Origin of the sequence: Rhizobium sp. CRRU65, from assembly GCF_048551595.1 — a bacterium.
GTDB lineage: Bacteria > Pseudomonadota > Alphaproteobacteria > Rhizobiales > Rhizobiaceae > Rhizobium > Rhizobium leguminosarum_J.
In genome coordinates, this window is the sequence record NZ_JBLYZH010000001.1 from 147,924 (window position 1) to 170,264 (window position 22,341).

The 22,341-nt window shown below is 62.8% G+C and carries 20 protein-coding genes; 14 read left to right on the forward strand and 6 right to left on the reverse strand.

Translation table 11 applies throughout. From position 1 onward, the window contains the following. Positions 1-52 precede the first annotated feature (52 nt). The 11 genes from ACM5SV_RS00715 to ACM5SV_RS00765 all read left to right on the forward strand — a co-directional run bounded on the left by ACM5SV_RS00715 (position 53) and on the right by ACM5SV_RS00765 (position 12,085). A complete protein-coding gene (locus ACM5SV_RS00715) occupies positions 53-1,030 on the forward strand; it encodes an AAA family ATPase (protein ID WP_419424886.1) in 978 nt (325 codons plus the stop codon). Continuing rightward, positions 1,027-1,965, forward strand: coding sequence for a DUF58 domain-containing protein (locus ACM5SV_RS00720; protein ID WP_419424887.1), 939 nt, complete (start codon positions 1,027-1,029; stop codon positions 1,963-1,965). The genes ACM5SV_RS00715 and ACM5SV_RS00720 overlap by 4 nt, the downstream gene beginning before the upstream one ends. After that, positions 1,965-2,483 (forward strand): DUF4381 domain-containing protein, encoded by a 519-nt coding sequence (locus ACM5SV_RS00725; protein WP_419424888.1) that lies wholly within the window; start codon positions 1,965-1,967, stop codon positions 2,481-2,483. Before ACM5SV_RS00720 ends, ACM5SV_RS00725 begins: the two co-directional genes overlap by 1 nt. Then, complete coding sequence (locus ACM5SV_RS00730; RefSeq protein ID WP_419424889.1) at positions 2,470-3,459, forward strand: vWA domain-containing protein; 990 nt, start codon at positions 2,470-2,472, stop codon at positions 3,457-3,459. Before ACM5SV_RS00725 ends, ACM5SV_RS00730 begins: the two co-directional genes overlap by 14 nt. After that, entirely contained in the window at positions 3,456-5,009 is a 1,554-nt protein-coding gene (locus tag ACM5SV_RS00735) for a VWA domain-containing protein (RefSeq protein WP_419424890.1), read from the forward strand. The genes ACM5SV_RS00730 and ACM5SV_RS00735 overlap by 4 nt, the downstream gene beginning before the upstream one ends. After that, a complete protein-coding gene (locus ACM5SV_RS00740; protein WP_419424891.1) occupies positions 5,006-6,298 on the forward strand; it encodes a hypothetical protein in 1,293 nt (430 codons plus the stop codon). The genes ACM5SV_RS00735 and ACM5SV_RS00740 overlap by 4 nt, the downstream gene beginning before the upstream one ends. An 89-nt stretch (positions 6,299-6,387) precedes the next feature. Further along, positions 6,388-7,362: a formylglycine-generating enzyme family protein gene (locus ACM5SV_RS00745; RefSeq protein WP_419424892.1), complete on the forward strand. Its 975-nt coding sequence runs from the start codon at positions 6,388-6,390 to the stop codon at positions 7,360-7,362. Further along, a complete protein-coding gene (locus ACM5SV_RS00750; protein WP_419424893.1) occupies positions 7,359-8,372 on the forward strand; it encodes an HAD family hydrolase in 1,014 nt (337 codons plus the stop codon). The genes ACM5SV_RS00745 and ACM5SV_RS00750 overlap by 4 nt, the downstream gene beginning before the upstream one ends. A 12-nt stretch (positions 8,373-8,384) precedes the next feature. After that, positions 8,385-10,301, forward strand: coding sequence for a mechanosensitive ion channel family protein (locus ACM5SV_RS00755; RefSeq protein WP_419424894.1), 1,917 nt, complete (start codon positions 8,385-8,387; stop codon positions 10,299-10,301). A gap of 1 nt (position 10,302) precedes the next feature. Further along, entirely contained in the window at positions 10,303-11,436 is a 1,134-nt protein-coding gene (locus ACM5SV_RS00760; protein ID WP_419424895.1) for a hypothetical protein, read from the forward strand. Positions 11,437-11,635: 199 nt separating this feature from the next. Beyond that, positions 11,636-12,085 (forward strand): pyridoxamine 5'-phosphate oxidase family protein, encoded by a 450-nt coding sequence (locus ACM5SV_RS00765; RefSeq protein WP_419425042.1) that lies wholly within the window; start codon positions 11,636-11,638, stop codon positions 12,083-12,085. A gap of 22 nt (positions 12,086-12,107) precedes the next feature. On the opposite strand, the gene ACM5SV_RS00770 is transcribed toward ACM5SV_RS00765, so the two are convergent. Further along, positions 12,108-13,352, reverse strand: coding sequence for a DUF763 domain-containing protein (locus ACM5SV_RS00770; RefSeq protein ID WP_419424896.1), 1,245 nt, complete (start codon positions 13,350-13,352; stop codon positions 12,108-12,110). A 117-nt stretch (positions 13,353-13,469) separates the two neighbouring features. On the opposite strand from ACM5SV_RS00770, the gene ACM5SV_RS00775 reads away from it, so the two are divergent. Then, on the forward strand, positions 13,470-14,981 hold the full coding sequence (locus ACM5SV_RS00775) for a phospholipase D-like domain-containing protein (RefSeq protein ID WP_128406900.1): 1,512 nt from the start codon (positions 13,470-13,472) through the stop codon (positions 14,979-14,981). On the opposite strand, the gene ACM5SV_RS00780 is transcribed toward ACM5SV_RS00775, so the two are convergent. Continuing rightward, on the reverse strand, positions 14,928-15,890 hold the full coding sequence (locus ACM5SV_RS00780) for a lysylphosphatidylglycerol synthase domain-containing protein (protein WP_012755483.1): 963 nt from the start codon (positions 15,888-15,890) through the stop codon (positions 14,928-14,930). The genes ACM5SV_RS00775 and ACM5SV_RS00780 overlap by 54 nt on opposite strands. A 139-nt stretch (positions 15,891-16,029) precedes the next feature. Between ACM5SV_RS00780 and ACM5SV_RS00785 the strand changes: the two genes are divergently transcribed. After that, complete coding sequence (locus ACM5SV_RS00785; RefSeq protein ID WP_012755482.1) at positions 16,030-16,758, forward strand: endonuclease/exonuclease/phosphatase family protein; 729 nt, start codon at positions 16,030-16,032, stop codon at positions 16,756-16,758. Between the two features lie 3 nt (positions 16,759-16,761). On the opposite strand, the gene ACM5SV_RS00790 is transcribed toward ACM5SV_RS00785, so the two are convergent. The 4 genes from ACM5SV_RS00790 to ACM5SV_RS00805 form a co-directional block, all read right to left on the reverse strand. Then, a complete protein-coding gene (locus ACM5SV_RS00790) occupies positions 16,762-17,274 on the reverse strand; it encodes a hypothetical protein (RefSeq protein ID WP_419424897.1) in 513 nt (170 codons plus the stop codon). Positions 17,275-17,348: 74 nt separating this feature from the next. Next, positions 17,349-18,485, reverse strand: a complete 1,137-nt coding sequence (locus tag ACM5SV_RS00795) for an NAD(P)/FAD-dependent oxidoreductase (RefSeq protein WP_003562726.1) — start codon at positions 18,483-18,485, stop codon at positions 17,349-17,351. Between the two features lie 96 nt (positions 18,486-18,581). Further along, the gene (locus tag ACM5SV_RS00800; RefSeq protein WP_419424898.1) at positions 18,582-20,114 is read right to left on the reverse strand and encodes an amino acid ABC transporter permease/ATP-binding protein; all 1,533 of its coding nucleotides are present in this window, start codon (positions 20,112-20,114) and stop codon (positions 18,582-18,584) included. Positions 20,115-20,204: 90 nt separating this feature from the next. Then, positions 20,205-21,032 (reverse strand): ABC transporter substrate-binding protein, encoded by an 828-nt coding sequence (locus ACM5SV_RS00805; RefSeq protein ID WP_003562731.1) that lies wholly within the window; start codon positions 21,030-21,032, stop codon positions 20,205-20,207. Between the two features lie 177 nt (positions 21,033-21,209). Here ACM5SV_RS00805 and ACM5SV_RS00810 point away from each other — a divergent pair, with 177 nt between their 5' ends. Then, entirely contained in the window at positions 21,210-22,280 is a 1,071-nt protein-coding gene (locus tag ACM5SV_RS00810) for a LacI family DNA-binding transcriptional regulator (RefSeq protein ID WP_419424899.1), read from the forward strand. Positions 22,281-22,341: the final 61 nt, after the last annotated feature.

Here is a 22,341-nt window from a genome sequence, read left to right on the forward strand (position 1 = left end):
CACCGAGGCGCGCAGGCGGTCTGCGCGCCTCTCCTTTCTCATCGAGGTTCCCATGACGGCTCGCGACGATATCCTCGATCTCGGCAGGCGTATCGGCCACACGATCATCGGTCAGGAGACCATGGTCGAACGGCTGCTCCTTGGGCTGCTCGCCAACGGCCATCTGCTGGTCGAGGGACTTCCCGGTCTCGCAAAGACCCGTGCGATCAAGAGCCTGGCGAAGAATCTCGATTCAGAGCTTTCACGCGTTCAATTCACCCCCGACCTGCTGCCGGCCGACATCACCGGCTCCGAGATCTACTTCAGCGAGGGCGGCAAGGGCGAGTTCAAGTTCCAGCAGGGGCCGATCTTCGCCAATCTCATTCTGGCGGACGAGATCAACCGCGCGCCGGCCAAGGTGCAGTCCGCTCTGCTCGAGGCCATGGAGGAGCGCCAGGTCACCGTTGGCGGCAAGAGCTATCCGCTGCCGCCGCTCTTCATGGTGATGGCGACGCAAAATCCCATCGAGCAGGAAGGCACCTACCCTCTCCCCGAAGCCCAGCTCGACCGCTTCCTGATGCATGTCGAGGTCGGTTATCCCGACGAGGCGTCGGAGGCAGCCATCATGCGGCTCAACCGCAACGAGGAAAACCAGACGCATGGCGGCGCGAAGCCGCCGTCGCCGGAGAAGCTGAACCCACAGGGGGTATTCGACGCCCGGAAGGAGATCGGCACTGTTACCGTTTCCGAACCCGTCGAGAAGTACATGGTGGCACTCGTCTTCGCCACGCGTTATCCCAACCGCTACGACAAGGATCTCGCGAGGCTGCTGCAGGTCGGTGCCAGCCCTCGCGGGGTGATCGGCCTCGACAAGGTTTCGCGATCCTATGCCTGGCTGAAGGGGCGCGATTATGTCACCCCTGATGACGTCAAGGCGATCGTCCACGACGTTTTTCGCCACAGGCTGATCCTGTCCTACGAAGCGCATGCGTCAAACACCACGCCGGACAAGGTGATCGACCGCATCGTCGAACTGGTGGCGGTCTCATGAGCGATGCGGGCGTCTATGTTTCGACGGACGAACTGGTCGCGCTGGAAGCGAGGGCTCGAGATCTGAGCTTCGTCCAGAAGGCGCGCAGCCACCAGCAACTTGCAGGCCGCATGCAGTCGGCGATGCGCGGCCGGGGACTGATCTTCGAAGAACTGCGCGATTATCTGCCCGGCGACGACATCCGCTCCATCGACTGGCGCGTCACCGCGCGAACCAGCAGACCGGTGGTCCGCATCTATTCCGAGGAAAAGGAGCGGCCCGCGCTGATCATCGTCGACCAGCGGATCAACATGTTCTTCGGCAGCAGGCGATCGATGAAATCGGTCACGGCAGCGGAAGCCGCGATGCTCTGCGCCTGGCGCATACTGGGTTCCGGCGACCGGGTCGGCGGCTTCGTCTTCGGCGAAAGCCCAACAAGCGAGGTGAAACCGCATCGCAGCCGCAATGCGGTGATTGCCTTTGCGGAAAAAATCGCAGGGCAGAACGCCAGCCTGCACGCAGACAGCAAAAGCGAGCTTGACCCGCAAGCATTGGACAAGGTTTTGTCGACGGTCGCAAATATCGCCCACCACGACCATCTCGTGGTCGTCGTCTCCGACTTCGACGGCCACACCGCGACGACACGAGACATCCTGCTGAGGCTCTCGAGCCGCAACGACGTGATCTGCCTGCTCGTCTACGACCCCTTTCTACTGGACCTGCCGACCTCGGGCGACATCGTCGTCAGCGGCGGCGGCCCGCAGGCGGAGCTGGCTCTGCGAACGGCAAGCGTCCGATCGTCGATCGACACGTTCGCCCGCAACCGCGGCCGGGAGCTGAGGGCATGGCAGCGCCAGCTCGGGCTCCCGATGCTGCCCATATCGACCGCCGAGGAAACTGCACCGCAGCTCAGGCGTCTGCTGGAGCAGTCTGCGTGGCGGCAACGGAGGCGTTGATGGAGCCGGCAGCAAAGCTTGATCCGATGACGGAGACGGCGCTGCGCTCGCTGCACGACATCGTGGTGCCGGCGCCGGTCTCATGGTGGCCGCAGACCTGGGGATGGTCTCTGGTCGCAGCGCTGCTGACCTTAACCACTCTCCTGGTATTCCTTCGATGGATCAAGCGTTACCGCGCCAACGCCTACAGGCGCGAGGCCTTGACCTTGCTGGAAGGGATCTCGGGCAAGCTCCGACACCCCGCCACGCGCCCCGACGCCATCCGGGAGCTCGCAGAAGTTTTGAAGCGCACGGCGCTGGCGGCCTGGCCGCGCGATGAGGTCGCCTCCCTTTGCGGCGACGGCTGGGTTCGATTTCTCGACGCGCATGACGAGGATGGGACCGGAGACACGCTCGAACGCCTTCTGGACGACTTCGAATATCATGGCGCCGAGATCGTCGCGGGCCTGCCGTCGAATGTCTGCAGCGATCTCGTCATCGCTGCCCGCAGATGGATCGAGCAACATGTATCAGCTTGATCTGCCCTGGATTCTGCTTGTCCTTCCGCTACCGGTGCTGGTCTGGTGGCTGCTGCCGGCCCATCGGGAGACGTCCGCCTCTGTCAGACTGCCCTTCTTCTCGCAGGTCGCCGAGGCGGCAGGCATTCGCCCGACTGAGGGATCGGTGGTGACACGCAGGACATGGCCACAGCTCGTCTGTGAGACCCTGGCTTGGTGCCTGGTGGTGCTCGCTCTGGCACGCCCCCAGTTCGTGGAGCCGCCGATCGAGAAGATCGAGCCGCAACGCGACATCCTTCTCTCCCTCGACCTGTCGCAGTCGATGGATGCGCGGGACTTCCCTGGCGCCGATGGAAAGCCCCTCGCCCGCGTCGAAGCCGTCAGGCAGGTGGTCGCCGATTTCGTCGAGAAAAGACCGGGCGATCGGATTGGCCTCGTCGCGTTCGGAGACGCGCCCTATCCGCTCGCACCCTTCACGATGGATCACGAGCTCGTCCGGACGATGATCGCCGACACCGTTCCCGGGATGGCCGGACCGCGGACGTCGCTGGGAGACGCCCTTGGTCTTGCGATCAAGATGTTCGGCAAGACGACCGCGCCGGAAAAGGTGCTCATCGTTCTGACCGATGGCAACGACACGGCCAGCAGGATGCCGCCCCTGAAGGCGGCCGAGATCGCGAAGTCGAAGGGCGTGCTCGTCCACACGGTGGGCATCGGAGACCCTGCCGCGACGGGCGAGGACAAGCTGGACACCGCGACGCTACAGAAGATCGCCGCGAGCACGGGCGGCCGCTACTTCTTCGGGGGCGATCAGTCGCAGCTGGCAGTGATCTACGAGGTGCTCGACCAGATCACGCCGGAGGATCAGAAGAACATGTCCTGGCGGCCGCGGATCGAGCTGTTCCACTGGCCGCTGCTGGCCGCCGTCGCACTGCTGGCGGCCTATTATCTTATCTCGGGAGCGGCAGTCGCGTTCAGGCGGAGGGCTGCGGCATGATCACGGATTTTCATTTCCTGCGTCCCTGGCTCCTGCTCCTTCTCGTACTGCCGGCCGTGATCCTCTGGATGGTCTCACGCTCCGGCGACATCCGTGCACAATGGAAGGGCATGATCGCGCCGCATCTGCTCGACCGCCTCGTCGTCGATACTTCGGGGCGCTCACGAATGCGGCCTTCCTGGTTGCTGGCTGCCCTCCTCGCCACCGGGATCGCTGGAGCGGCAGGACCGACATGGCAGCGCGAACCGCCGCCCTTCGTCGAGGACACGGCGCCTCTCGTCATCGCCGTCGACCTGTCGCAGACAATGGACGCCATCGATGTGACCCCGTCCAGGCTGGAGCGGGCGAAACTCAAAATCAAGGATGTGATCGAGGTCCGACAGGGCGCGCGCACCGCGATCATCGCCTATGCCGGCACCGCGCATCTGGTCCTGCCGCCGACCGAGGACGCGGCGCTGCTTGAAAGCTACTCCGAGGCATTGGCGACGCGCATCATGCCGACGCCGGGCAAGGACACGGCAGCCGCGCTGCGGCTCGGACAAAGCCTCCTGGACAAAGAAGAGGTCGCCGGAACGATCCTGCTGCTGACCGACGGAGTGGAAGCCGCTGCAGTGCAGACACTGAAGTCGAGCGGCGACGGCGTCGTCATTCTCGGGATCGGCACTTCGGCCGGCGGGCCGGTCAAGACGCCGGATGGCGGATTTCTCTCGGATGCATCCGGCGCACGTCTCTTTCCCAAACTCGACGTCGCCGGGTTCCAGGCGATCGGCAACGAAACCAGGGCTGATGTCGCGACCGTCACGGATGACGACAAGGATGTTCGTTGGATCATGCAGCGTATCCGCAGCAACTTCGCGCAGAAGCAGGAGACAGAGGGAGACCGCTGGCGCGATCTCGGCTGGTGGCTGGTCGTCCCGGTCGCGGTCGCGATGGCCCTGTCGTTCCGCAAGGGCTGGGTGGTGCGGATCGCCACGTTGCTGCTCGCCCTGCGGATGCTGTCGCCGGGCAGCGCCCATGCGGAGGGACTGATCGATATGTGGCTGACTTCCGATCAGCAGGGCCGCATTGCTTTTGAGCGGGGCAAGTACGACGAGGCCGCAGACCGCTTTGCCGATCCGATGTGGAAGGGCGTCGCCCTCTATCGAACCGGCAAATTCCAGGAGGCGGTCGATACCTTTGCCTCCGTCGACACGGCGGAGAGCTGGTACGACCAGGGCAATGCTCTCCTCCAGCTATCGAAGTTCGAGCAGGCTGTAGCAGCTTATGAGAAGGCTCTCGATAAACGAGCAGGATGGCCGGACGCCGAGGCGAACCTCGCCGTCGCGCGACAACTGCTGAAGCAACAGAAGGAAAAGCAGGAAGAACAGCCCGAACAGCCGAGCGAGGATCCTGACAGCGTCCAGTTCGACGAGAAGGGAAAGGAGGGCAAGGAAGGTCAGATCGATATTGCCGAACAGACCTCGGAGATGTGGATGAAGAACATCAATGTCAGCCCGACGGACCTGATGGCTCGCAAGTTTTCCCTCGAGGCGAGGAGGCAGTCTCCATGAGACTTCCAGCCACGCTTTTTTGGGCGTTGGCATGCGGACAGGCCATCGCCGCCGAACCCTTCGGACGCGCCGCCATCGAAGGAGCAGAAGGGATCGTCCCCGGCCAGCAAGTCCACGTCGTCGTCGACATCTTCGCGCCGGACTTCTTCACGTCGCCGCCGCAGTATCCGCTGTTCGAGGTCCCGGCCGCCCTTGTCACACTTTCCGACGATCGTGCCCAGAACCTCGTCCAGACGATCGCGGACGTTCAATATTCGGGAATACGCAGGAGCTACGTGATCGTCCCGGAGAAGCCCGGATCCTTCGCACTGCCCGAAATCGCGATCGATCTTGGCTATTCGGCGAACGGAAGCGCGATCAAGGCGCAGGTGCGTGTAGCCCTTCCCTCCTTCGATGTCGCGGCCGCTCCCAATCAGGCGGCCAGCCCCTTCGCTGCCCGCAACCTGACGGTAACCCAGTCCTTCGACAGAAGCCCGGCAACCTTGAAAGCCGGCGACGCTGTCATTCGGACGGTCGTCGTCTTTGCCGAGGACACGCAGGCTATGCTGATCCCGCCGGTCGATCTGGGACGGGCGGCCGGGGTCGCGCAATATCTGAAGCCGCCGTCACTGACGGACGGCGTCGAACAGCGCGGGATCGGCCGGAGCGTCGAGACCGGAAGTACCCGAACCGAAACGGTTGTCTACACGGCTTCTGCCGAAGGCAGCTTCCAGGCGCCGGCCGTTTCCTACCAATGGTTCGACCTGGATGCCCATGCCGGAACGACGGCGACCCTTCCGGCCGTCGATATCGTCGTAGCGAAGGCGCCCTCAACCGAGCGCATCGATCCGAAATTCGATCCATCTGGCGAAGACGAAGGAAAGAATGCTTGGCCGGTAGTGCTGTTATCATGCGCAGCCGTGCTCGCCGGCTTTGCGGCCGTTGTCGCGTGGCAATGGGGCTCGGCAATCCGCGCATGGGCGAAACGGCGTCGAATGAGCCGCCGAAACTCTCCACGGAGAAGACTTCGCCGCCTTCGAACCATCATCAGGGTCGGGCCCGATCCGGCAATCTATCGGGCGCTTCAGGATTGGAGTGGAAGCCTCGGATTCCGGTCGGTTTCCGACTGGGCTGAGGCGCAGGGCAATCCTCGGCTTTCGGCACAGGTCACCATTCTCGAGCGGCGCCTTTTCCGATCGCGCGACATGCAATTGGATCGCGGCAAGTTCGCGGACGCCATCACCTTGGCAGCGACGAACAAGGGGCGAGCGCGAAAATCCGCCCTGCCCGATCTCAATCCGGTGGCATGACGGACGCGTTGTTACGTCGAATTAACAGTAACATTCTTTCCTGACGGCGCGCGGGAGCTAATGTCAGAACATCGGTTCTGGAGGCCGCGATGGCATTGGCATTCGACAGCGCGACAGAGGCCCGGCGCGAGTCCCAGGGCATGGTGTGGATTCCGGGCAGGACGTTCACGATGGGATCCGACCATCACTATCCGGAGGAGGCCCCGGCCCACCCGGTCAAGGTGGACGGGTTCTGGATGTCGCTGACGCCGGTCACCAACAGGCAGTTCAAGCAATTCGTCGAGACGACCGGATATGTCACCGTCGCAGAGAAAGCTCCCGATCCGAAGGACTATCCCGGTGCGAAGCCCGAGATGCTGAGGGCAGGATCGCTGGTGTTCACGCAGCCGAAAGCCGTGAACGGCGCCGACATCTCCCAGTGGTGGACATTCAAATTCGGTGCGAACTGGCGCCGCCCCCTCGGCGGTCTCAGCGATCTGCGCGGCAAGCTCGACCATCCGGTCGTGCACGTCGCCTACGCGGACGCCGCTGCCTATGCGCACTGGGCGGGGCTCGATTTGCCGACGGAGGCCGAATGGGAACTTGCCGGCCGCGGAGGGCTGGATGACACGGAATATGCATGGGGCGACGAGTTCGCGCCGGGCGGCGTCCCGATGGCAAACACCTGGAGCGGCACGTTCCCTACCCACTCGATGAAGTCGAAAGGACACGAACGCACCTCGCCTGTGCGATCGTTCCCGCCGAACGGCTTCGGCCTCTACGACATGATCGGCAATGTCTGGGAATGGACGAGCGACTACTGGTCGACCCGACATCCCGAACCGGCGAAACACTCCTGCTGCATCCCGAGCAACCCACGCGGGCGTGACGCCGAGGCAAGCTACGATCCGCGCCAGCCGGAAATTCGGATAGCGCGGCGGGTGCTGAAGGGCGGCTCCCATCTCTGCGCCCCAAACTACTGCAGACGCTACCGTCCTCCCGCCCGCCACGCCGAGCCCGAGGATACTTCCACCAGCCATGTCGGCTTCCGCTGCGTCAGGCGCACCGAAGGAGAAGCGAAATGAGAAGGCGTTTCCAGGCTTCCGATACCGTGCTTGCATCACTTCTCGTCGCCGCGCTGCTGCTCGTCAGTGGCGTCGTCGGAACGGCCGTGGCGCAGGAGGTCCTGCCGTCCTGGAACGATACCGCGGCAAAGACCAGGATCATGGACTTCGTCAAGGCAACGACGGCCGAGGGTGGCGAGGGATACGTCGCGCCCGAAGACCGGATCGCGGTCTTCGACAATGACGGCACCCTCTGGTCGGAGCAACCCATCTACTTCCAGTTTGCTTTTATGCTCGACCGTGTGAAGACGCTCGCACCGGAGCACCCTGAATGGCAGGCCAAGGAGCCGTTCAAGTCGGTGCTGGCAGGCGATCCGATGGGCGTGATGAAAGGCGGCGAGAAAGGGATCGTGGATCTCGCGATGACGACGCATGCCGGGATGACGACGGACCAGTTCTCGAAGATCGTCACCGACTGGTTTGCGAGCGCCAAGCACCCGAAAACCGCAAAGCCCTACGACGAGATGACCTTCGTGCCGATGCGCGAACTCCTCGACTACCTCAGGGCCAACGGCTTCAAGACCTACATCGTCTCCGGCGGCGGCGTCGAGTTCATGCGGCCGATGACCGAGAAGATGTACGGCATCCCGCCGGAACAGGTGGTCGGCAGCACCATTACGACGGAATATGCCATCGTCGGCGACGAGCCCGTGCTCAAAAGGCTGCCGAAGATCGACTTCGTCGACGATGGCCCTGGCAAGCCTTCTGGCATCAACAAGTTCATCGGGCGCAAGCCGATCTTCGTGGCCGGGAATTCTGACGGCGACTACGAGATGCTGCGATGGGTCACCGCCAAGCGTCCGAGCTTTGCGATGATCGTCCATCACACGGATGCGGAACGGGAGGTCGCCTACGATCGAAAGAGCGAAATCGGCAAGCTCGACAAGGCGCTCGACGAGGCGGAGCGCCGCAACTGGCTGGTTGTCGATATGAAGGTGGACTGGAAGAAGGTCTTCTCATTCGAGAAATAGAAAGACAGGCGCATGAAATGGATCGGTGGACTCGTCCTGTTCGTGTTGATGTCCGTCGTCGCCACTGCCCAGGAAGCGCCGCGGCCGCAGAAGGTCGACGATCTCGTGCGGTTATTGCAGGATCCCGAGGTCCGGTCATGGCTGGAGAAAGCGCCCGGCCCGGCACGCGCGGCTGCCCAGGAAGCGGATGCCGGGCTGGCAACATGGGAAGCGGCCACCCGGAGCCGGATCGATGGCGCCGTTCAGGCAATCCCAAGTGTTCCGGCCGAGGTGATCGCCGCCGCTGCTCGCACGAGAGAAGATGCGCTCTCCCATGGCCGGCTGCCTGTTTTCGTCGCATTCCTTGGGCTGACGGCGGTCGGACTTTTCGCCGAACGTCTTTTTGTGCGATCAAGAAGGCGCGCGGAAGGGCTGCAGGAGCGCCTGCTGGCCATTGGCATCTCTGCGGTGGCGATGGCCGCCGTCTACTTCGCCTTCGATTGGCCCGTACTCCCACGCATCGTACTCCTCGTCTCGCTACTGGCGCTCTTGGCATATCGAGCAATCTCGGCGCTGCTCGACACGGCCGTGCTGACAGTTTCCGCTCGCAGGCGGACGAAGATCTTCGCGGGTGCCGCAATCGTCGGGGTCGCAGCGGCAAGCCTTGGCCGGCCTTTGTCAGTCGACCCCTCGGTGACGGCGGCGATCTCTTTCTGCTTCTCGATCGTTCTTCTCGCCTTGGCCGTCGAGGGCGTCGTCTCCTCGTCCGAGAGACCCCTTCGCATGCGCCTCGCGCTCTGCCTTGCCTTCGTGATCATCTGGGCGCTCTGGTGCGTCGGTCTCCGCGGTCTGTTCTGGCTGGGCGTCTACGCGATGACGCTGCCCTCGGCGCTTCGGTTCGCCGGTCAGACGGCAGCCGACACGATTCCCTCGGAACCCGACAGCACCAAGCGCGTCCTGCTTGTCCGCGGCAGCCGGGCCGTCGTTGTCGCCGTCGCCGTCGCATGGGTGGCGATCGTGTGGAGGGTCGATCCCAACTCGCTTGTTCACAGCGATCCTGCCGTGACCTCGGTGGCCTACGGACTTCTGAAGAGCATCGTCGTCCTGCTGCTTGCCGATCTCGCATGGCATCTGGCGAAGTCGTGGATCGACCGGCGCCTCTCGGTGCAGGCCGAAGCTGGAAACGATCCTTCGCAGGCTGCGCGGCGGGGGCGCCTTCGCACCCTGCTGCCGATCTTCCGGAACGTGCTGGCCGTCATGGTGGCGGTTGTCGCCGGGCTGATCGTGCTTGCGGAGCTCGGCGTCGAAATCGGGCCGCTGATCGCAGGTGCGGGCATCTTCGGCGTGGCGCTCGGCTTCGGATCGCAGACGCTGGTGAAGGACGTCATCAGCGGGGTCTTCTATATGCTCGACGACGCCTTCCGTGTCGGCGAATACATTCAGGCGAAGAGCTACAAAGGGACCGTCGAGGGATTCAGCCTCCGGTCGGTGCGGCTTCGTCATCACCGCGGCCCGGTGTTCACCGTTCCGTTCGGCGAGCTCGGCGCCGTCGAGAACATGAGCCGCGACTGGGTCATCGACAAATTCCGGGTCAATGTCAGCTACGACACCGACATAGAGAAGGCGCGCAAGCTCGCGAAAAAGATCGGCGCCGAGCTGCAGGCCGATTCGGAACTGGGGCCGATGTTTATCCAGCCGCTGAAGATGAAGGGTGTCGAGGAGTTCGGCGATTATGGCATCGTTCTCAGCTTTGCGATGACGACAGTGCCCGGAATGCAAACCTATATCCGGCGCAAGGCCTATGCGAAAATTCGCGAGGCTTTCCAGGCGAACGGCATCGAATTCGCGACGCCGTCGGTGCAGGTCGGCGGCGACGACAGGGACGGCGCTGCCGCTGCTGCGGCCGCGATCCGCACGCAGCAAGCCAAGGTGGCGGCGGCGGAGGGGTAGAATGGCCGGCGACGACGATCGCTTGCGGATCATGCATGGCGGGCCGTTCTACGAGCTGATGACCCGGCTTGGCATGCGCAAGCGCGGATGGCGGGCATTCGTCTTCGCAGGGCTGTGCTGGACGATCCCCGTGTTGCTTCTGCTGGCAACCCGCGGCGGTCACGGGGCCGGCCTCTTCCTTCACGACTGGGGAGCGTGGGCAAAGTTCCTGATCGCGCCCGTCCTGCTGACGCTGGCGGAGAAGCCCATCGGCTTCGCCCTCGACGAGTGCGTTTCCATGCTCTTTCGGATTCCGCTCGTGTCGTCGCAGTCCATGCCAGACACCCGGAAGGCGCTGCGTGACGCAGGCGCTCGAACAACTGCCGGCTTTCCGGAACTCGTCTGCTTAGGTTTGGCGCTCGCAGCGACGATCTTCAATGCGTCCACGTTCCTTGGCGGATCCGCGCCCCCATGGGCGGTCGGCGACGGAGGCGTTTCTATGACAGGCTTCTGGTGCCTGGCGGTCGGCAACACCGTCTACTGGTTCCTGCTGACGCGTCTCGTATGGAAGCATGTGATCTGGTGCCTGTTCCTGTCGACCGTCGCAAGGTGCCATCTCCGTCTCGTGGTCACGCATCCCGACGGCCATGGCGGCCTCGGCTTCCTCAGCTACTACCCTGCCGGCTATGGCCTCTTCACGCTTGCGGTGAGTTCCGTCTTTGCGGCCGGCGTCGGCCATGTGATGCAGCGCGAGACCGTGACACCCGGTCTGTTCACCGCCGTCTGCGGAGCGTGGCTGATGGTGGTCGCGATCTACTATGCTGTTCCGCTCGTCGGCGTCGCCATGCAAGTCTCCCCTCTGAAAAGGAAAACGATCCTGCTATCGCTCTCGAAGGTGACGGATTTCGAGCGGTGGAACGAACGTACGACGCTCGGGGACAATGTCGTCGGTGATGAAAGCGAGCCTGAGGTGGCGGAATTCCGCGATGTGAAACCGGTCTACCTCGCATCACTGAAGACGTCCACGATGCTGATCAACAAGGGTAACGTCCTGCCTGTTCTGGTGCCGGCACTGCTGCCGATGTTAGTGGTCGGCGCGTCGTACTTGCCATATTCGCAGCTCGGGCCGATCGTGAAGCGGCTCCTGTTTCTATAAGATGCATGACCGCGCCGCGCGTCTTTTCAGCTGTGCGAAGGACGCTTTCCAGCAAATCCGCGACGGGCGACACGATTTTTCCGCTATGCAGATCATCCCTGGCAATGACTTCGTGGGCAAAGATGCCGCCGGGAGCCTTCCGCGGAACAATTTGGGCGCTTGCACGCTACTCCCCAGCATTCAAACCCGGGAGATCGCAATGGCGTCCATGACCCTCGAAGACTTATCCTCGCAACTGAAGAAGATCGATTTCTGCATGCTGTCGACGAACGCCGGGTCGGGCCGCATCTCGGCCCGACCGATGAGCAATAACGGCGACGTCGAATATGACGGGGATTCCTGGTTCTTTTCCTATGAAGACACCAGGAAAATCACGGAGATCGAAGGCATCGACACCGTCTCGCTGACGTTCACGGCGCCTCCCAGCCTGCTCGGCAAGCCGGGGATTTTCATCGCTGTCGAGGGCTTCGCCTCGCTGGTGCGGGACAAGGCGGCATTCGAAGAACATTGGGTGCCCGATCTCGAGCGGTGGTTTCCTGAGGGAGTGGACACTCCCGGGATCGTTCTTATCAAAGTTTCGGCGTCCTCCATCCGGTACTGGGATGGAGAGGAAAACGGCGAGGTCACCCTGCCCGGCTCAGCGAGTTAGGATAGTGGCATAAAGGGGTGCCCTACTCTGCGGGTGGCTCCTCCCAGCCGAAGACGCTGCGGCCGCCGAAATCGGCGGACTGGCGGAATTCGCCGGCGATGATTTCCTTGAGGTCGGGACCCGTGACATAGCGTTCCATCTGCCTGGACTGGTCGTCCAGGCGCTTGAGAGCTTGCAACTCCTCCTCGCGTCCGAGCCTGCCCTTCTGCACCGCCGATTTCATCACGGCGATCGTCTCGTCATAGACCTTGAGCGGGACCGGAAAAGGATGGCGGTCCTTGCCGCCATGGGCGATCGAGAAGCGCGCCGGATCGGAAAAACGGCAAGGCGCGCCGTGGACGACTTCCGCCACCATCGCCAACGCCTTCACCGTGCGGGCGCCGACGCCTGGAACGAGCAGCAGCTCTTCGAAATCCGCCGGCCCGCGGTCGGCGGCGGCAGCCAGATTTCCATGCAGGCGCCGCATGTTGACGTCGCTCTCGCGGACATCGTGATGGGCGGGCATGATCAGATGCGGCAGCATCGGCTGTTCGGCGGGTTCGGGCGCCGGCGCTTCGGCACGCAGCAGTGCGGCGGCTTCGCGGATGATCCGGTCGGGACCGAGGGTCGCCAGCAGATCGAGCTGACCGCGACGCGAGCGCTCGGCACGCCGGTCGGCAAGATTGACGATCTCACCCTGGCTTCTTCCCTCGATTGCCGCATGCGGCGAGTCGACGAAACTCTCCAGCCCTTCGGATAGCCAATGATAGCGCCGGGCCTGCCGCTTATCGCCGTTCATGCCCTGCTGCACGACCACCCAATGGCCGTCATCGGCGACGATGAATCCGTGTAGATAAAGGTCGAACCCGTCCTGGAGGGCGGCGCTGTCGACCTTGGCAATAAGACGGCTCGTGGTCGCGAGCCCCTCCCCGTCGAGACCGACACGCTCGCCGATCGAGACGAGCTCCAGCGGCGTCTTGCGCGAATGCGCGCCGCGGCCGCCGCAGACATGCAGACCGAGCTCGCCGGCACGCGGCTTCAGCCCGCGCTTCAGCGCACCGAGAACGCTGGTGGTGATGCCGGAAGAATGCCAATCCATGCCCATTACCGCGCCGAAGGACTGGAACCAGAAGGGATGCGCGAGCCTGCGCAGGAATTCGTCGCGGCCATAATGATGGACGATCGCCTCGGTGATCAGCGTTCCGAGCCGCGTCATCCTGTCGCCAAGCCAATACGGCACGCGTCCCCCGTGAAGGGGAAGATCGGCGCTGCCTGCTCGTTGTGACATCTCGTTTCCTTGCACTTCGTATCGCCGGCCCCTACCAACCAGACCGCCTCATCTGGCGCCGCAGGGAACCCAAAAATATTCCAAGCGTTTGCTCTCGCAGTTAGAGCCGAGGCAATCATGACGACATTCGAAACCATCTTCAATAACCCGAGCTTGCCCCAGACAAAATCACAACGGCCGAGCGACCGCCAAAAACAGGATGGCAGCGACTTGCGTTTCCAAGGGAGCGCTGCGAAGACGACCTTCCTGATCAACGGCAATAGCTACTTTGCGGAGTTGGCGCGCGCACTACGGCAGGCGCGGCGCACCGTCTGGATCGTGGGTTGGGATTTCAACCCCGACATCCCGATGGAACCTGACAAATCCGACGAGACCCTGTCCGACCTACTGCATGAACTGGCGGCCGCAAATCCGCAGCTCGAAATACGCATCCTCGTCTGGACGCTCGGTCCCATCTATTCGGACAAGTCGCTCCGGCTGCTTCGCAAGAAGAGTTTCCCAAGGAATGACCGGATCGATCTGCGCTTCGATCTTCAGCGCGCGGTGCGCGGCTGCCACCATCAGAAGCTCGTCTGCATCGACGATGCCGTCTCCTTCATTGGCGGCATGGACCTGACATCGCGGCGATGGGACACCTGGCTTCATCGCGCCAAAGATAAACTTCGGCGCGATCCCGAGGGCGTTTCATACGATCCCCTGCACGACGTTCAGGCAATGGTCGCCGGCGATGCTGCTAGGTTGATCGGCGATATCGCCAGGCGGCGCTGGGAAAACGCGACCGGTGAAAACTACCTGCCGTTGGCCGAAGATGTCGCTTTTTCCTGGCCGGACGATCTCGCCGTTTCGATGAGGGACATCGCGGTCAGCTTCGCGCTGACGGAGCCGTCGACCGCTTTTCGCGCCGGCATCAGCGACGGAATCGCCATGACATTGGACGTCATCGCCCGGGCGCGGCGGCAGCTTTACATCGAGGCGCAATATCTCGCCTCCTTCCGCGTCGCTGACGCCATCGCGGCGCGGCTGCAGGAGGAGGACGGCCCCGAGGTCGTCATCATCTGCACGCGCAGTTCTCATGGGCTGATCGAAAAGCTTGTCATGGGCGGCAATCGCGACCGCGTCATCCGCCGCCTCAAACGCGCCGATCGCGCCGATCGCTTGCGCGTCTATTATGCCGTCGTACCCGGGCCAGTCACGCCCGGAGAGAACGGCGAGGTGGAGGTGCTCGTCCATTCCAAACTGATCATCGCCGATGACGAGCTGGTCCGCATCGGCTCCTCCAATCTCAACAATCGCTCGGAAGGGCTGGATGGCGAATGCGACATGTTGTTTGAGGCAGGTAGTGACGCGCACCGCGGCGCGATCGCGGATCTGCGCAATCACCTGCTTTCGGAATATCTCGGAACCACCCCGGAAACCTTCGCCGCAGCCTTGATGCAAAGCGGCACGTTGATCGAGGCGGTCGACGCTCTCAATGACGGGCCTCGGGGTTTACGGGAATTCACCGTCGAGCTGTCGGGCAGCATTTCACCGATTTCAGGCACGGCGATCTTCGACCCGGTTCGACCGTTCACAGTTTTAAACCGATTGGGCCTCGGCGCGCTCGTCCGCCGCCTCATTCGCCCCGCCTGACCTCCGTCGGAAAACGACCTCGCTGATGACGAGCAGCGTCGTGCCGAGCGCCAGTGGAATAAAGAAATAGGCGCAGCGGAACGCAATCAGCGCGCCGATCGACGCCTCCTTCGGCACGACATAGGAGACTGTCGCCTCGAGCACGCCGAGACCGCCCGGAACATGCGTCGCGAGGATCGCCGAATTGGCAAGCACGTAAGCCGTCACCGACCTGAAGATGGCAACGTCGCCGAAGGCCGAAAGCATCTGGTGCAGGCAGGCGGAGACGAGCATGAAATTGATCGTCCCGACCGCAACCTGTGCGACCGCGATCGAAAATGGTGGCAACTGAAACGACCAGCGCCACAGCCCCAACGTGCCGCGGATGAAAAACGCCAGGCCCGCATAGAGAGCCGGCACGACCAGCGCCAGCAAACCGAAGATGCGCACACTTGCCGGGTCGATGCGCAGAAGGCGCCCGGCATCGCCGGGATTGACGATCATGGCGATGCCGCCAAGCGTGATCAGCCCGAGCCCTACCGTGACACCGCAAAACAGGATGATCTTCGCCAAGTCCTCCGCCGTCAGCCCCCAGCGTGAATAGAAACGATAGCGAAAAGCGCCGCTGCTCAGCCCGGCAAAGCCGATATTATGCCCGAGCGAAAGGCTGATGAACGAGGCGAGCAGGATATTCCGGTAGGGCAAGGATTTGCCGAGCGAGCGGATCGCCAGGAGGTCGAAGCAACTGAGGCACAGATAGGACGCCGCCGCAAAGAGAAGTGCAGTGCAAAAGGTCGAAAGGGGTATGCTGCGAACCGATTGGACGATCTGATCGAGGCTATATTGTTGGAATATTCGATAGAGGAGAAAGACCGCAAGACAAAGGGCAGCAACGAGCAGTCCATTCCATATCATGCTTTTCAAGCTCATCGATTGTCCTCAGGAGTGCGAGCGCGATGGTCGATGATCGGGAACGATCAAACGAGTTTTGTGTTCCCTGCAGAACCAGTTCTATGTTTTCCAGGGGAGCTTCTATGTTTCCCCGGGGGGAACGAGTTCAGCAGGGCCTATGCCGGATCAATCAATCAAAATCCTGACCTATAACGTGCACAGTTGTATCGGCGGCGACCGGAAGCTCGATCCCGGCCGCATCGCTTCTGTCATTGCCGAGGCTGAGGCTGATATCGTCGCTCTTCAGGAGGTCGACGTCCTCCGCCGCAGGACCGGCGGCGTCGACCAGGCCCATGCGATCGCCTCGCTTTTGAAGATGCAGGCTCATTTCCATCCGGCGCTGTCGATCGCTGAGGAGCAGTATGGCGATGCGATCATCACTTCGCTGCCGACCGGCGCGGTCAAGGCCGGACCATTGCCATCCATCGGCGAACAGCGCGGCGCCATTTCCGTCGAAATATTGGTCGGCAACAGAAAACTGCTGGTCGTCAACACCCATCTCGGCCTTCGCGGCCGCGAGCGCATCCGGCAGATGACGACATTGCTGAACCCCGGCTGGCTACGCGGCACGACAGATGAACCTCTTCCAACCATCCTCTGCGGCGATTTCAACGCCATTCCGTCATCGGCGACTTACCGACTTGCCGCGCGGTCATTGAAGGACGCCCAGCTCGCAGGCAGCGCCGCGCCGAGAGCCACCTTTCCCTCGCGCTACCCGCTGATGCGCCTCGACCACATCTTCGTCACTGACGATCTCATCGTCAAACAGGCGGCGGTCCTGGAAAACCGCCTGACAAGGATTGCCTCGGACCACCTGCCTCTGCTCGCGGAAATCGGCTTTGCCTGATATTTATCGACGCTTGGCGAGCTTCCGGTTCATCGCCGCCGCCACCAACGGTAGCGCCGTCGTCGCCACGGCTCCCAGCGGCAAACGCATGATGCCCCTGGTGGCGACGAAGGTCGCCGCCATTGCACCTGCCAGCTTGAGCCAAGGCTGATTGCCGAGCTGCGCATGGGCGCTGGCATCGGCCCATCGGACGTTCTCCGTCACGACGGTCGCGGCCTGATGTTGGATCACGTGAAGGCGAGCGCGGAGGTTTTCGAGTTCTTCTCGCAGTTCTTGCAGACGGCCTTCCAGCACATGACCTTCGTAGATCGGGAGGGGCTCCTCGACGGTGTCTCCAACGGAAGCATAACCACCGAGCGTCGCAATATATGCCCGATATTCGGCCTCGCTGGCGAAACCCTCACGTCTGATAAGATCAGGGTTGATGCCCGCCTCTTCGAAGGAGGCCGGCGCGGTTTCCACAGCGTCGCGCATTTCCTTGTTTGTGCCGGTATCCCCGAGTTCGTCCTTGAGCATGATGTGTCTCCAGTTGTTCCTGGCGATAGAACGCTCGACGGCTCAGAAGGATGCATCGGCCTCCGCTCCGGCCTTCATCGTCGCGACGCGCTGAAACGCTCCGGCCGAAATTCCGCCAGCAGCGGATGCCGGCGTCCAGTGACGATCTCGTCCGCCAGCAGTTCGCCGGCAATCAGGCCGAGGGTGGCGCCGCTATGGCTGAAGGCGACGAAATAACCCGGGATCGACGGCAGTTCGCCGAAAACGGGCTCGCCGTCGCCCGGGATAGGCTTGAGGCCGACCCCATAATCTTCGACCTCCAGCGCAGGATTGCCTTCGAGAACCCTGGAAGCCTCGCGCAGCAGCCCGTCCAGCGTCGATTGTCTGATTTCATAGCTGCCGTCGGGCTTCACGCTCACCTCTTCCTCAGACCAGGCGGAATCGAGCGCGAAGCCGCCGTTGGGCGTCGGCCGGATGGCGACGCGAGGGGTATTGAGCACGGCCTTCAACGGGTGGCGGATCGGCTTTGTCCTGACGAGAAGGGCGACGGGCGTTGCATCGCCGATATGCTGGCCGGCCTCGGCAACGATTGCGGGAACGTCGCCGCCGGCAGCAAGCAGCACGGCATCCGCGTCGCGGCGCATGCCGTCTGCGGTGATCACGCCACGGGCGCGCCCGCCTTCAATATCGACCGTCGCGCGACCCGCGTCCGTGATGATCTCGCCGCCCAGCGTGCGGAATTCTTCCACAAGCGTGGCGATCAAGGACGGAAGATCGACCCAGCCCTCCCCGGGGTTGAAGATCGCGCCTTGCCGCGTCACCACACTTGCATCGACACCCGGCGTCGCTGCAGCAATTCGTTCGGGGGCGAGCCACTGCGCGTGATAGCCGAGATCGCGCTCATAGTCGAAGATCTCAGCGATCTCGTTGCCGGCATCGTCCGCATCCCAGGTCAGGCCGCCATCGAAGCACAGCCACGGCGCATCGGGATACCGGACGGCCAGCGTGCGGTAGCGATCTATGCCGGCCAACCGCAGCCGGTGATAGGCATCGGTGCGTTTGCGCGCCGAATTGAGCCAAGCGAGCGAACGACCGGAGGCGCCGTTGGCGAGCGGGCCGTCATTGATGAGCACGATGCGGACCCCGAGCCGTGCCAGATGGACAGCCGTCGAGACGCCAAAGATCCCGCCGCCGATGACGACGACCTTCGAAGGTTTGGTGGAAGCATTCATGTCGATAACCTTGTTGTCTGCTCTTGCTAGGTCGAATGAAATCCGGCGCACCCGGCATGAGGACGACCGGGGGCACCATGCGTTGCCTCAGGCGCTTCAGAGAACTTCCGCAAGGAAGCGCTTCAGCCGCTCGCTTTTGGGATTGTCGAAGATCTGCTCCGGGCAGCCGGCCTCGACGATGCGACCCTCATCCATGAAGACGACTTGGTCTGCCACCCTGCGGGCAAATCCCATCTCATGCGTCACCACGGCCATCGTCATGCCCTGTCGACCGAGAGCGGCCATCAGGTCGAGCACGCCCTTCACCAGTTCGGGATCGAGCGCACTCGTCACTTCGTCGAAGAGCATCACCTCCGGATCCATGGCAAGCGCGCGGGCGATGGCGACGCGCTGCTGCTGCCCACCCGACAGGCCTGCGGGCCGATGATCCCTACGCTCTGCGAGACCGACCTCCGCCAGACGCGCCTCGGCGATGCGCTGCGCCTCCTGCCTCGGCATCTTCTTGATCTTGGTCAGCGAAAGCATGACGTTTTCGAGTGCCGTGTGGTCGGGAAACAGGTTGAAGTGCTGGAACACCATGCCCACACGCCGGCGCAGCCTCTCCGGCTTCATCGCCAGGATGCTCTCGCCATCGAGCAGGATGTCGCCGCCTTTCGGCTCGACAAGCCTGTTCATGCATCGCAGCAGCGTCGATTTTCCCGAGCCGGAAGGGCCGATGATGCAAGTGACGGTTCCGGCAGCGATGTCGAGATCAACACCCTTCAACACGTCGAGATCGCCGTAGGCCATGGCGAGGTCTCGGATGTTCAGGGCGCCGCCTTTGAAGCGCTGCGTACTCTCCTCGGCCGTGCCCGTGGGATGGGGGCCAGCGGCCCGCAACTCGCTTACCTCGACCAATCCGCTCGCAACACCCGAGCCGCGGCCTTGTTTTCCGAGCCGCAGTCTCGCATCGATATAGTTGACGAAGTGGGTCAGCGGAACGGTGATGACGAGATAGAAGACGCCCGCCAGCAGCAGCGGTGACAGATTGCCGGTGACGACGGCCTGATCCTGGCCGACCCGGAAGATCTCCCGCTCGGAAGCGAGCAATCCGAGGAAGTAGACAAGGCTGGAATCCTTGACGTTTCCGATGAATTGATTGACCAGCGCCGGCAGAACCCGCCTGATGCCTTGTGGGATGACGATCAGGCGCATGCCCTGCCCATGGCTCATGCTGAGAGCCCGGCAGGCTTCCATCTGGCCGCGCTCGACGCTTTGAATGCCGGACCGGAAAATTTCGCCGATATAGGCTCCGGCAATCAGGCTGAGCGCCAGGATGCCGAGCGGAAATGGAGACGGACCGAAGATCTCGCGCCCGATCCGGGCAAACCCCTGGCCGATGATCAGGATCGTGACGATCGCCGGAAGCCCGCGGAAAACATCGGTGTAGATGCGCGCCGGCAGCCGCAGCCAGCGGGATTGCGAGATGCCCATCACGGCAAGCGCCATACCGATGATGACGCCGAGCACGGTCGAGGCAGCGGCCAGGATCAGCGTATTCTTCAGGCCGACGCTGATCATGCTCGGCAGAACTTCCGCCATGGCGTCCCAGTCCAGGAAGCTGCGGCGCAGATTTTCAAGCCAGTTCATTCAGATCCCCATGAATTCTTGCCCGGCGCGGACGCCGCCGTCCGGCAGAGCCCTGGTAAGCCGCCCGCCATGAGCGGGCGGCTTGCGGCGTCACTTCTTGGGAAGATACTGTTCCGGCATCGGCGAGCCGGGGAACCACTTTTCGTAAAGGGTCTTCCAGGTGCCGTCCTGCATCGCATCGTGAAGCGCGCCGTTGAGCGCCGTGCGAAAGGCGTCATTTCCTTTTCGGACCACGAAGCCAGCAGGCGCATCGAAGGAGGGGATATTCACGGCAACCTTCAGCGCGGGATAGCGCTCGCCATATTGCTTGGCGGCCTCGTAGTCGAGAAAATGCGCATCGACCGTTCCGTTGTTGAGGGCAGCCACGGCAGAATTGTTGTCGGGGAATTTCACCAGATCGGTTCCCCCGAAATTCTTGGCCGCATAGACTTCCTGCAAGGTCCCCTGCACGACCCCGAGACGCTTGCCCTTGAGGCCATCGGCATCCTTGATACCGGCATCCGGGGTCAGCACGGAGAGATAACCGGCAAGATAGCCGTCGGAAAAGTCGATGGTCTTCTTGCGGGCTTCGGTGGTTCCGATCGCCGCAACGGCAACGTCGAACCTTTCGTTTGCGACCGACGGCAGGAGTGCTGAAAATTCCTGGCCCGTAAACGTCACCTTGTCTTTTTGAAAGCCGAGGCGGGAGACGACGTTGAGAAACAACTCGATATCGAAACCGGTAAACTGGCCGTCCGCCGTGGCAAACGTGTAGGGCTTGGAATCGCCCATCGTGCCGACGCTGATAGTCCCTGGCTCGATCAGGTTATAGGGATTGTCGGCTGCGGCCGCAGAACCTGCCCCCATCGCAAGAAGGCATGTGACAAGGCCGGCCCGCAACGGGGCCATGATGGCCGGAAAAAATAGAAAAGGCTTCATCGTCGTTCTCCGCTCTGAAAGGAATGCTCTTGTCGGCATTGTCGTCCCACGCTGCCGCGCATCGCGACAGAGATTTGTGGACAAGATACCGGTCTCTGATATAAAGAGACCGGTCTCACGACATATTTGATATCCGTCAATTGACCTGCCGTCAACAACTCTTGTAGTCCTCGGCCCATGGAAGATTCCGCTCATCCGAAACGTGCAGTCACGGTCGCCGACGTCGCGAAGGCCGCAAAGGTCTCGAAGGCGACGGCCGCCCGCGTTCTCGGCGGCTACGGCGTGGTCAGCGCCAAGATCACAGATCAGGTCATGGCGGCCGCCGCCGCCCTCGAATACCGCCCGAACGAACTCGCCCGGAGCATGAGCACCGGAAGATCCGGTATCATCGGGGTCGTGGTCGGCGATATCGAGAACGCTTTCTTCAGCCTGGCGGTGCGCGGCATCAGCGATGCCGCCCGCCTCGCGGGATTCAACGTCATCATCGCGAATTCGGGCGAAGAGCTCGATGCGGAAAAATCGGCCGTCGACCTCCTGATCGGCAAACGCGTCGATGGCCTGATCGTCACTCCGGCCCGCTGCGACAGCATCGATCATCTCCACCACGTCCGCCGCGCCGGCGTGCCGCTCGTCCTGTTCGACCGGGCGATCCCGGAACTCGATGTCGACGCCGTGACCGGCGACGACCGGGATGCGGCCATCGCGGCGACCCGGTATCTGATCGAGCAAGGACATCGCCGCCTCGCCTACGTCTCTGCTATGGATGCCGAGGGCGGCGGGCCCACAGATATCGGGCGGATCTCGAATTCCGCCGTGCGCGAACGCGTAGAAGGTTTTGTCAGCGTCCTGACCGAGGCGGGTTTGCCGAACCCTCTTCATTATGTCAGGCTCGGAGCCACGGACCAGCGCCAGACAGACGGCGTGATCAAAAGCCTGCTCGCCGACAGTGCCGCGCCGACGGCGCTGCTGGCATCGGACAGCCTCGTCGGCTTGCGCATCTTCAAGTCGCTACAATCGCTCGGCCTGTCGATCCCCAGGGACGTGTCGATGATTTCGTTTCTCGACGCCGACTGGACCAGCGTCACCGTTCCGCCGATCACCATCGTAGACCAGCGCGTCTACGAGATGGGCAAGCTCGCCGGCGAGCGGCTCATCGCCCGTATCGAACGCACCCCTCTTGCCGTCGAACGTCTGCGCGTCCGCACGAGCCTCGTCCTGCGCGGCTCCGTCGCCACGATCGGCCGGTGAGACCTATTGATTTGGCCATACCCGCTCGCTTGAAGCAGCGAGCAGTGCCGCCCTGCGATGT

Coding starts and splice junctions, on each gene's coding strand:
- ACM5SV_RS00775 (WP_128406900.1), top strand. CDS start 13,470: ATGACGACATTCGAAACCATCTTCAATAACCCGAGCTTGCCCCAGACA.
- ACM5SV_RS00760 (WP_419424895.1), top strand. CDS start 10,303: ATGGCCGGCGACGACGATCGCTTGCGGATCATGCATGGCGGGCCGTTC.
- ACM5SV_RS00730 (WP_419424889.1), top strand. CDS start 2,470: ATGTATCAGCTTGATCTGCCCTGGATTCTGCTTGTCCTTCCGCTACCG.
- ACM5SV_RS00715 (WP_419424886.1), top strand. CDS start 53: ATGACGGCTCGCGACGATATCCTCGATCTCGGCAGGCGTATCGGCCAC.
- ACM5SV_RS00780 (WP_012755483.1), bottom strand. CDS start 15,890: ATGAGCTTGAAAAGCATGATATGGAATGGACTGCTCGTTGCTGCCCTT.
- ACM5SV_RS00800 (WP_419424898.1), bottom strand. CDS start 20,114: ATGAACTGGCTTGAAAATCTGCGCCGCAGCTTCCTGGACTGGGACGCC.
- ACM5SV_RS00790 (WP_419424897.1), bottom strand. CDS start 17,274: ATGCTCAAGGACGAACTCGGGGATACCGGCACAAACAAGGAAATGCGC.
- ACM5SV_RS00805 (WP_003562731.1), bottom strand. CDS start 21,032: ATGAAGCCTTTTCTATTTTTTCCGGCCATCATGGCCCCGTTGCGGGCC.
- ACM5SV_RS00750 (WP_419424893.1), top strand. CDS start 7,359: ATGAGAAGGCGTTTCCAGGCTTCCGATACCGTGCTTGCATCACTTCTC.
- ACM5SV_RS00765 (WP_419425042.1), top strand. CDS start 11,636: ATGGCGTCCATGACCCTCGAAGACTTATCCTCGCAACTGAAGAAGATC.
- ACM5SV_RS00785 (WP_012755482.1), top strand. CDS start 16,030: ATGCCGGATCAATCAATCAAAATCCTGACCTATAACGTGCACAGTTGT.
- ACM5SV_RS00795 (WP_003562726.1), bottom strand. CDS start 18,485: ATGAATGCTTCCACCAAACCTTCGAAGGTCGTCGTCATCGGCGGCGGG.
- ACM5SV_RS00725 (WP_419424888.1), top strand. CDS start 1,965: ATGGAGCCGGCAGCAAAGCTTGATCCGATGACGGAGACGGCGCTGCGC.
- ACM5SV_RS00735 (WP_419424890.1), top strand. CDS start 3,456: ATGATCACGGATTTTCATTTCCTGCGTCCCTGGCTCCTGCTCCTTCTC.
- ACM5SV_RS00755 (WP_419424894.1), top strand. CDS start 8,385: ATGAAATGGATCGGTGGACTCGTCCTGTTCGTGTTGATGTCCGTCGTC.
- ACM5SV_RS00770 (WP_419424896.1), bottom strand. CDS start 13,352: ATGTCACAACGAGCAGGCAGCGCCGATCTTCCCCTTCACGGGGGACGC.
- ACM5SV_RS00745 (WP_419424892.1), top strand. CDS start 6,388: ATGGCATTGGCATTCGACAGCGCGACAGAGGCCCGGCGCGAGTCCCAG.
- ACM5SV_RS00740 (WP_419424891.1), top strand. CDS start 5,006: ATGAGACTTCCAGCCACGCTTTTTTGGGCGTTGGCATGCGGACAGGCC.
- ACM5SV_RS00810 (WP_419424899.1), top strand. CDS start 21,210: ATGGAAGATTCCGCTCATCCGAAACGTGCAGTCACGGTCGCCGACGTC.
- ACM5SV_RS00720 (WP_419424887.1), top strand. CDS start 1,027: ATGAGCGATGCGGGCGTCTATGTTTCGACGGACGAACTGGTCGCGCTG.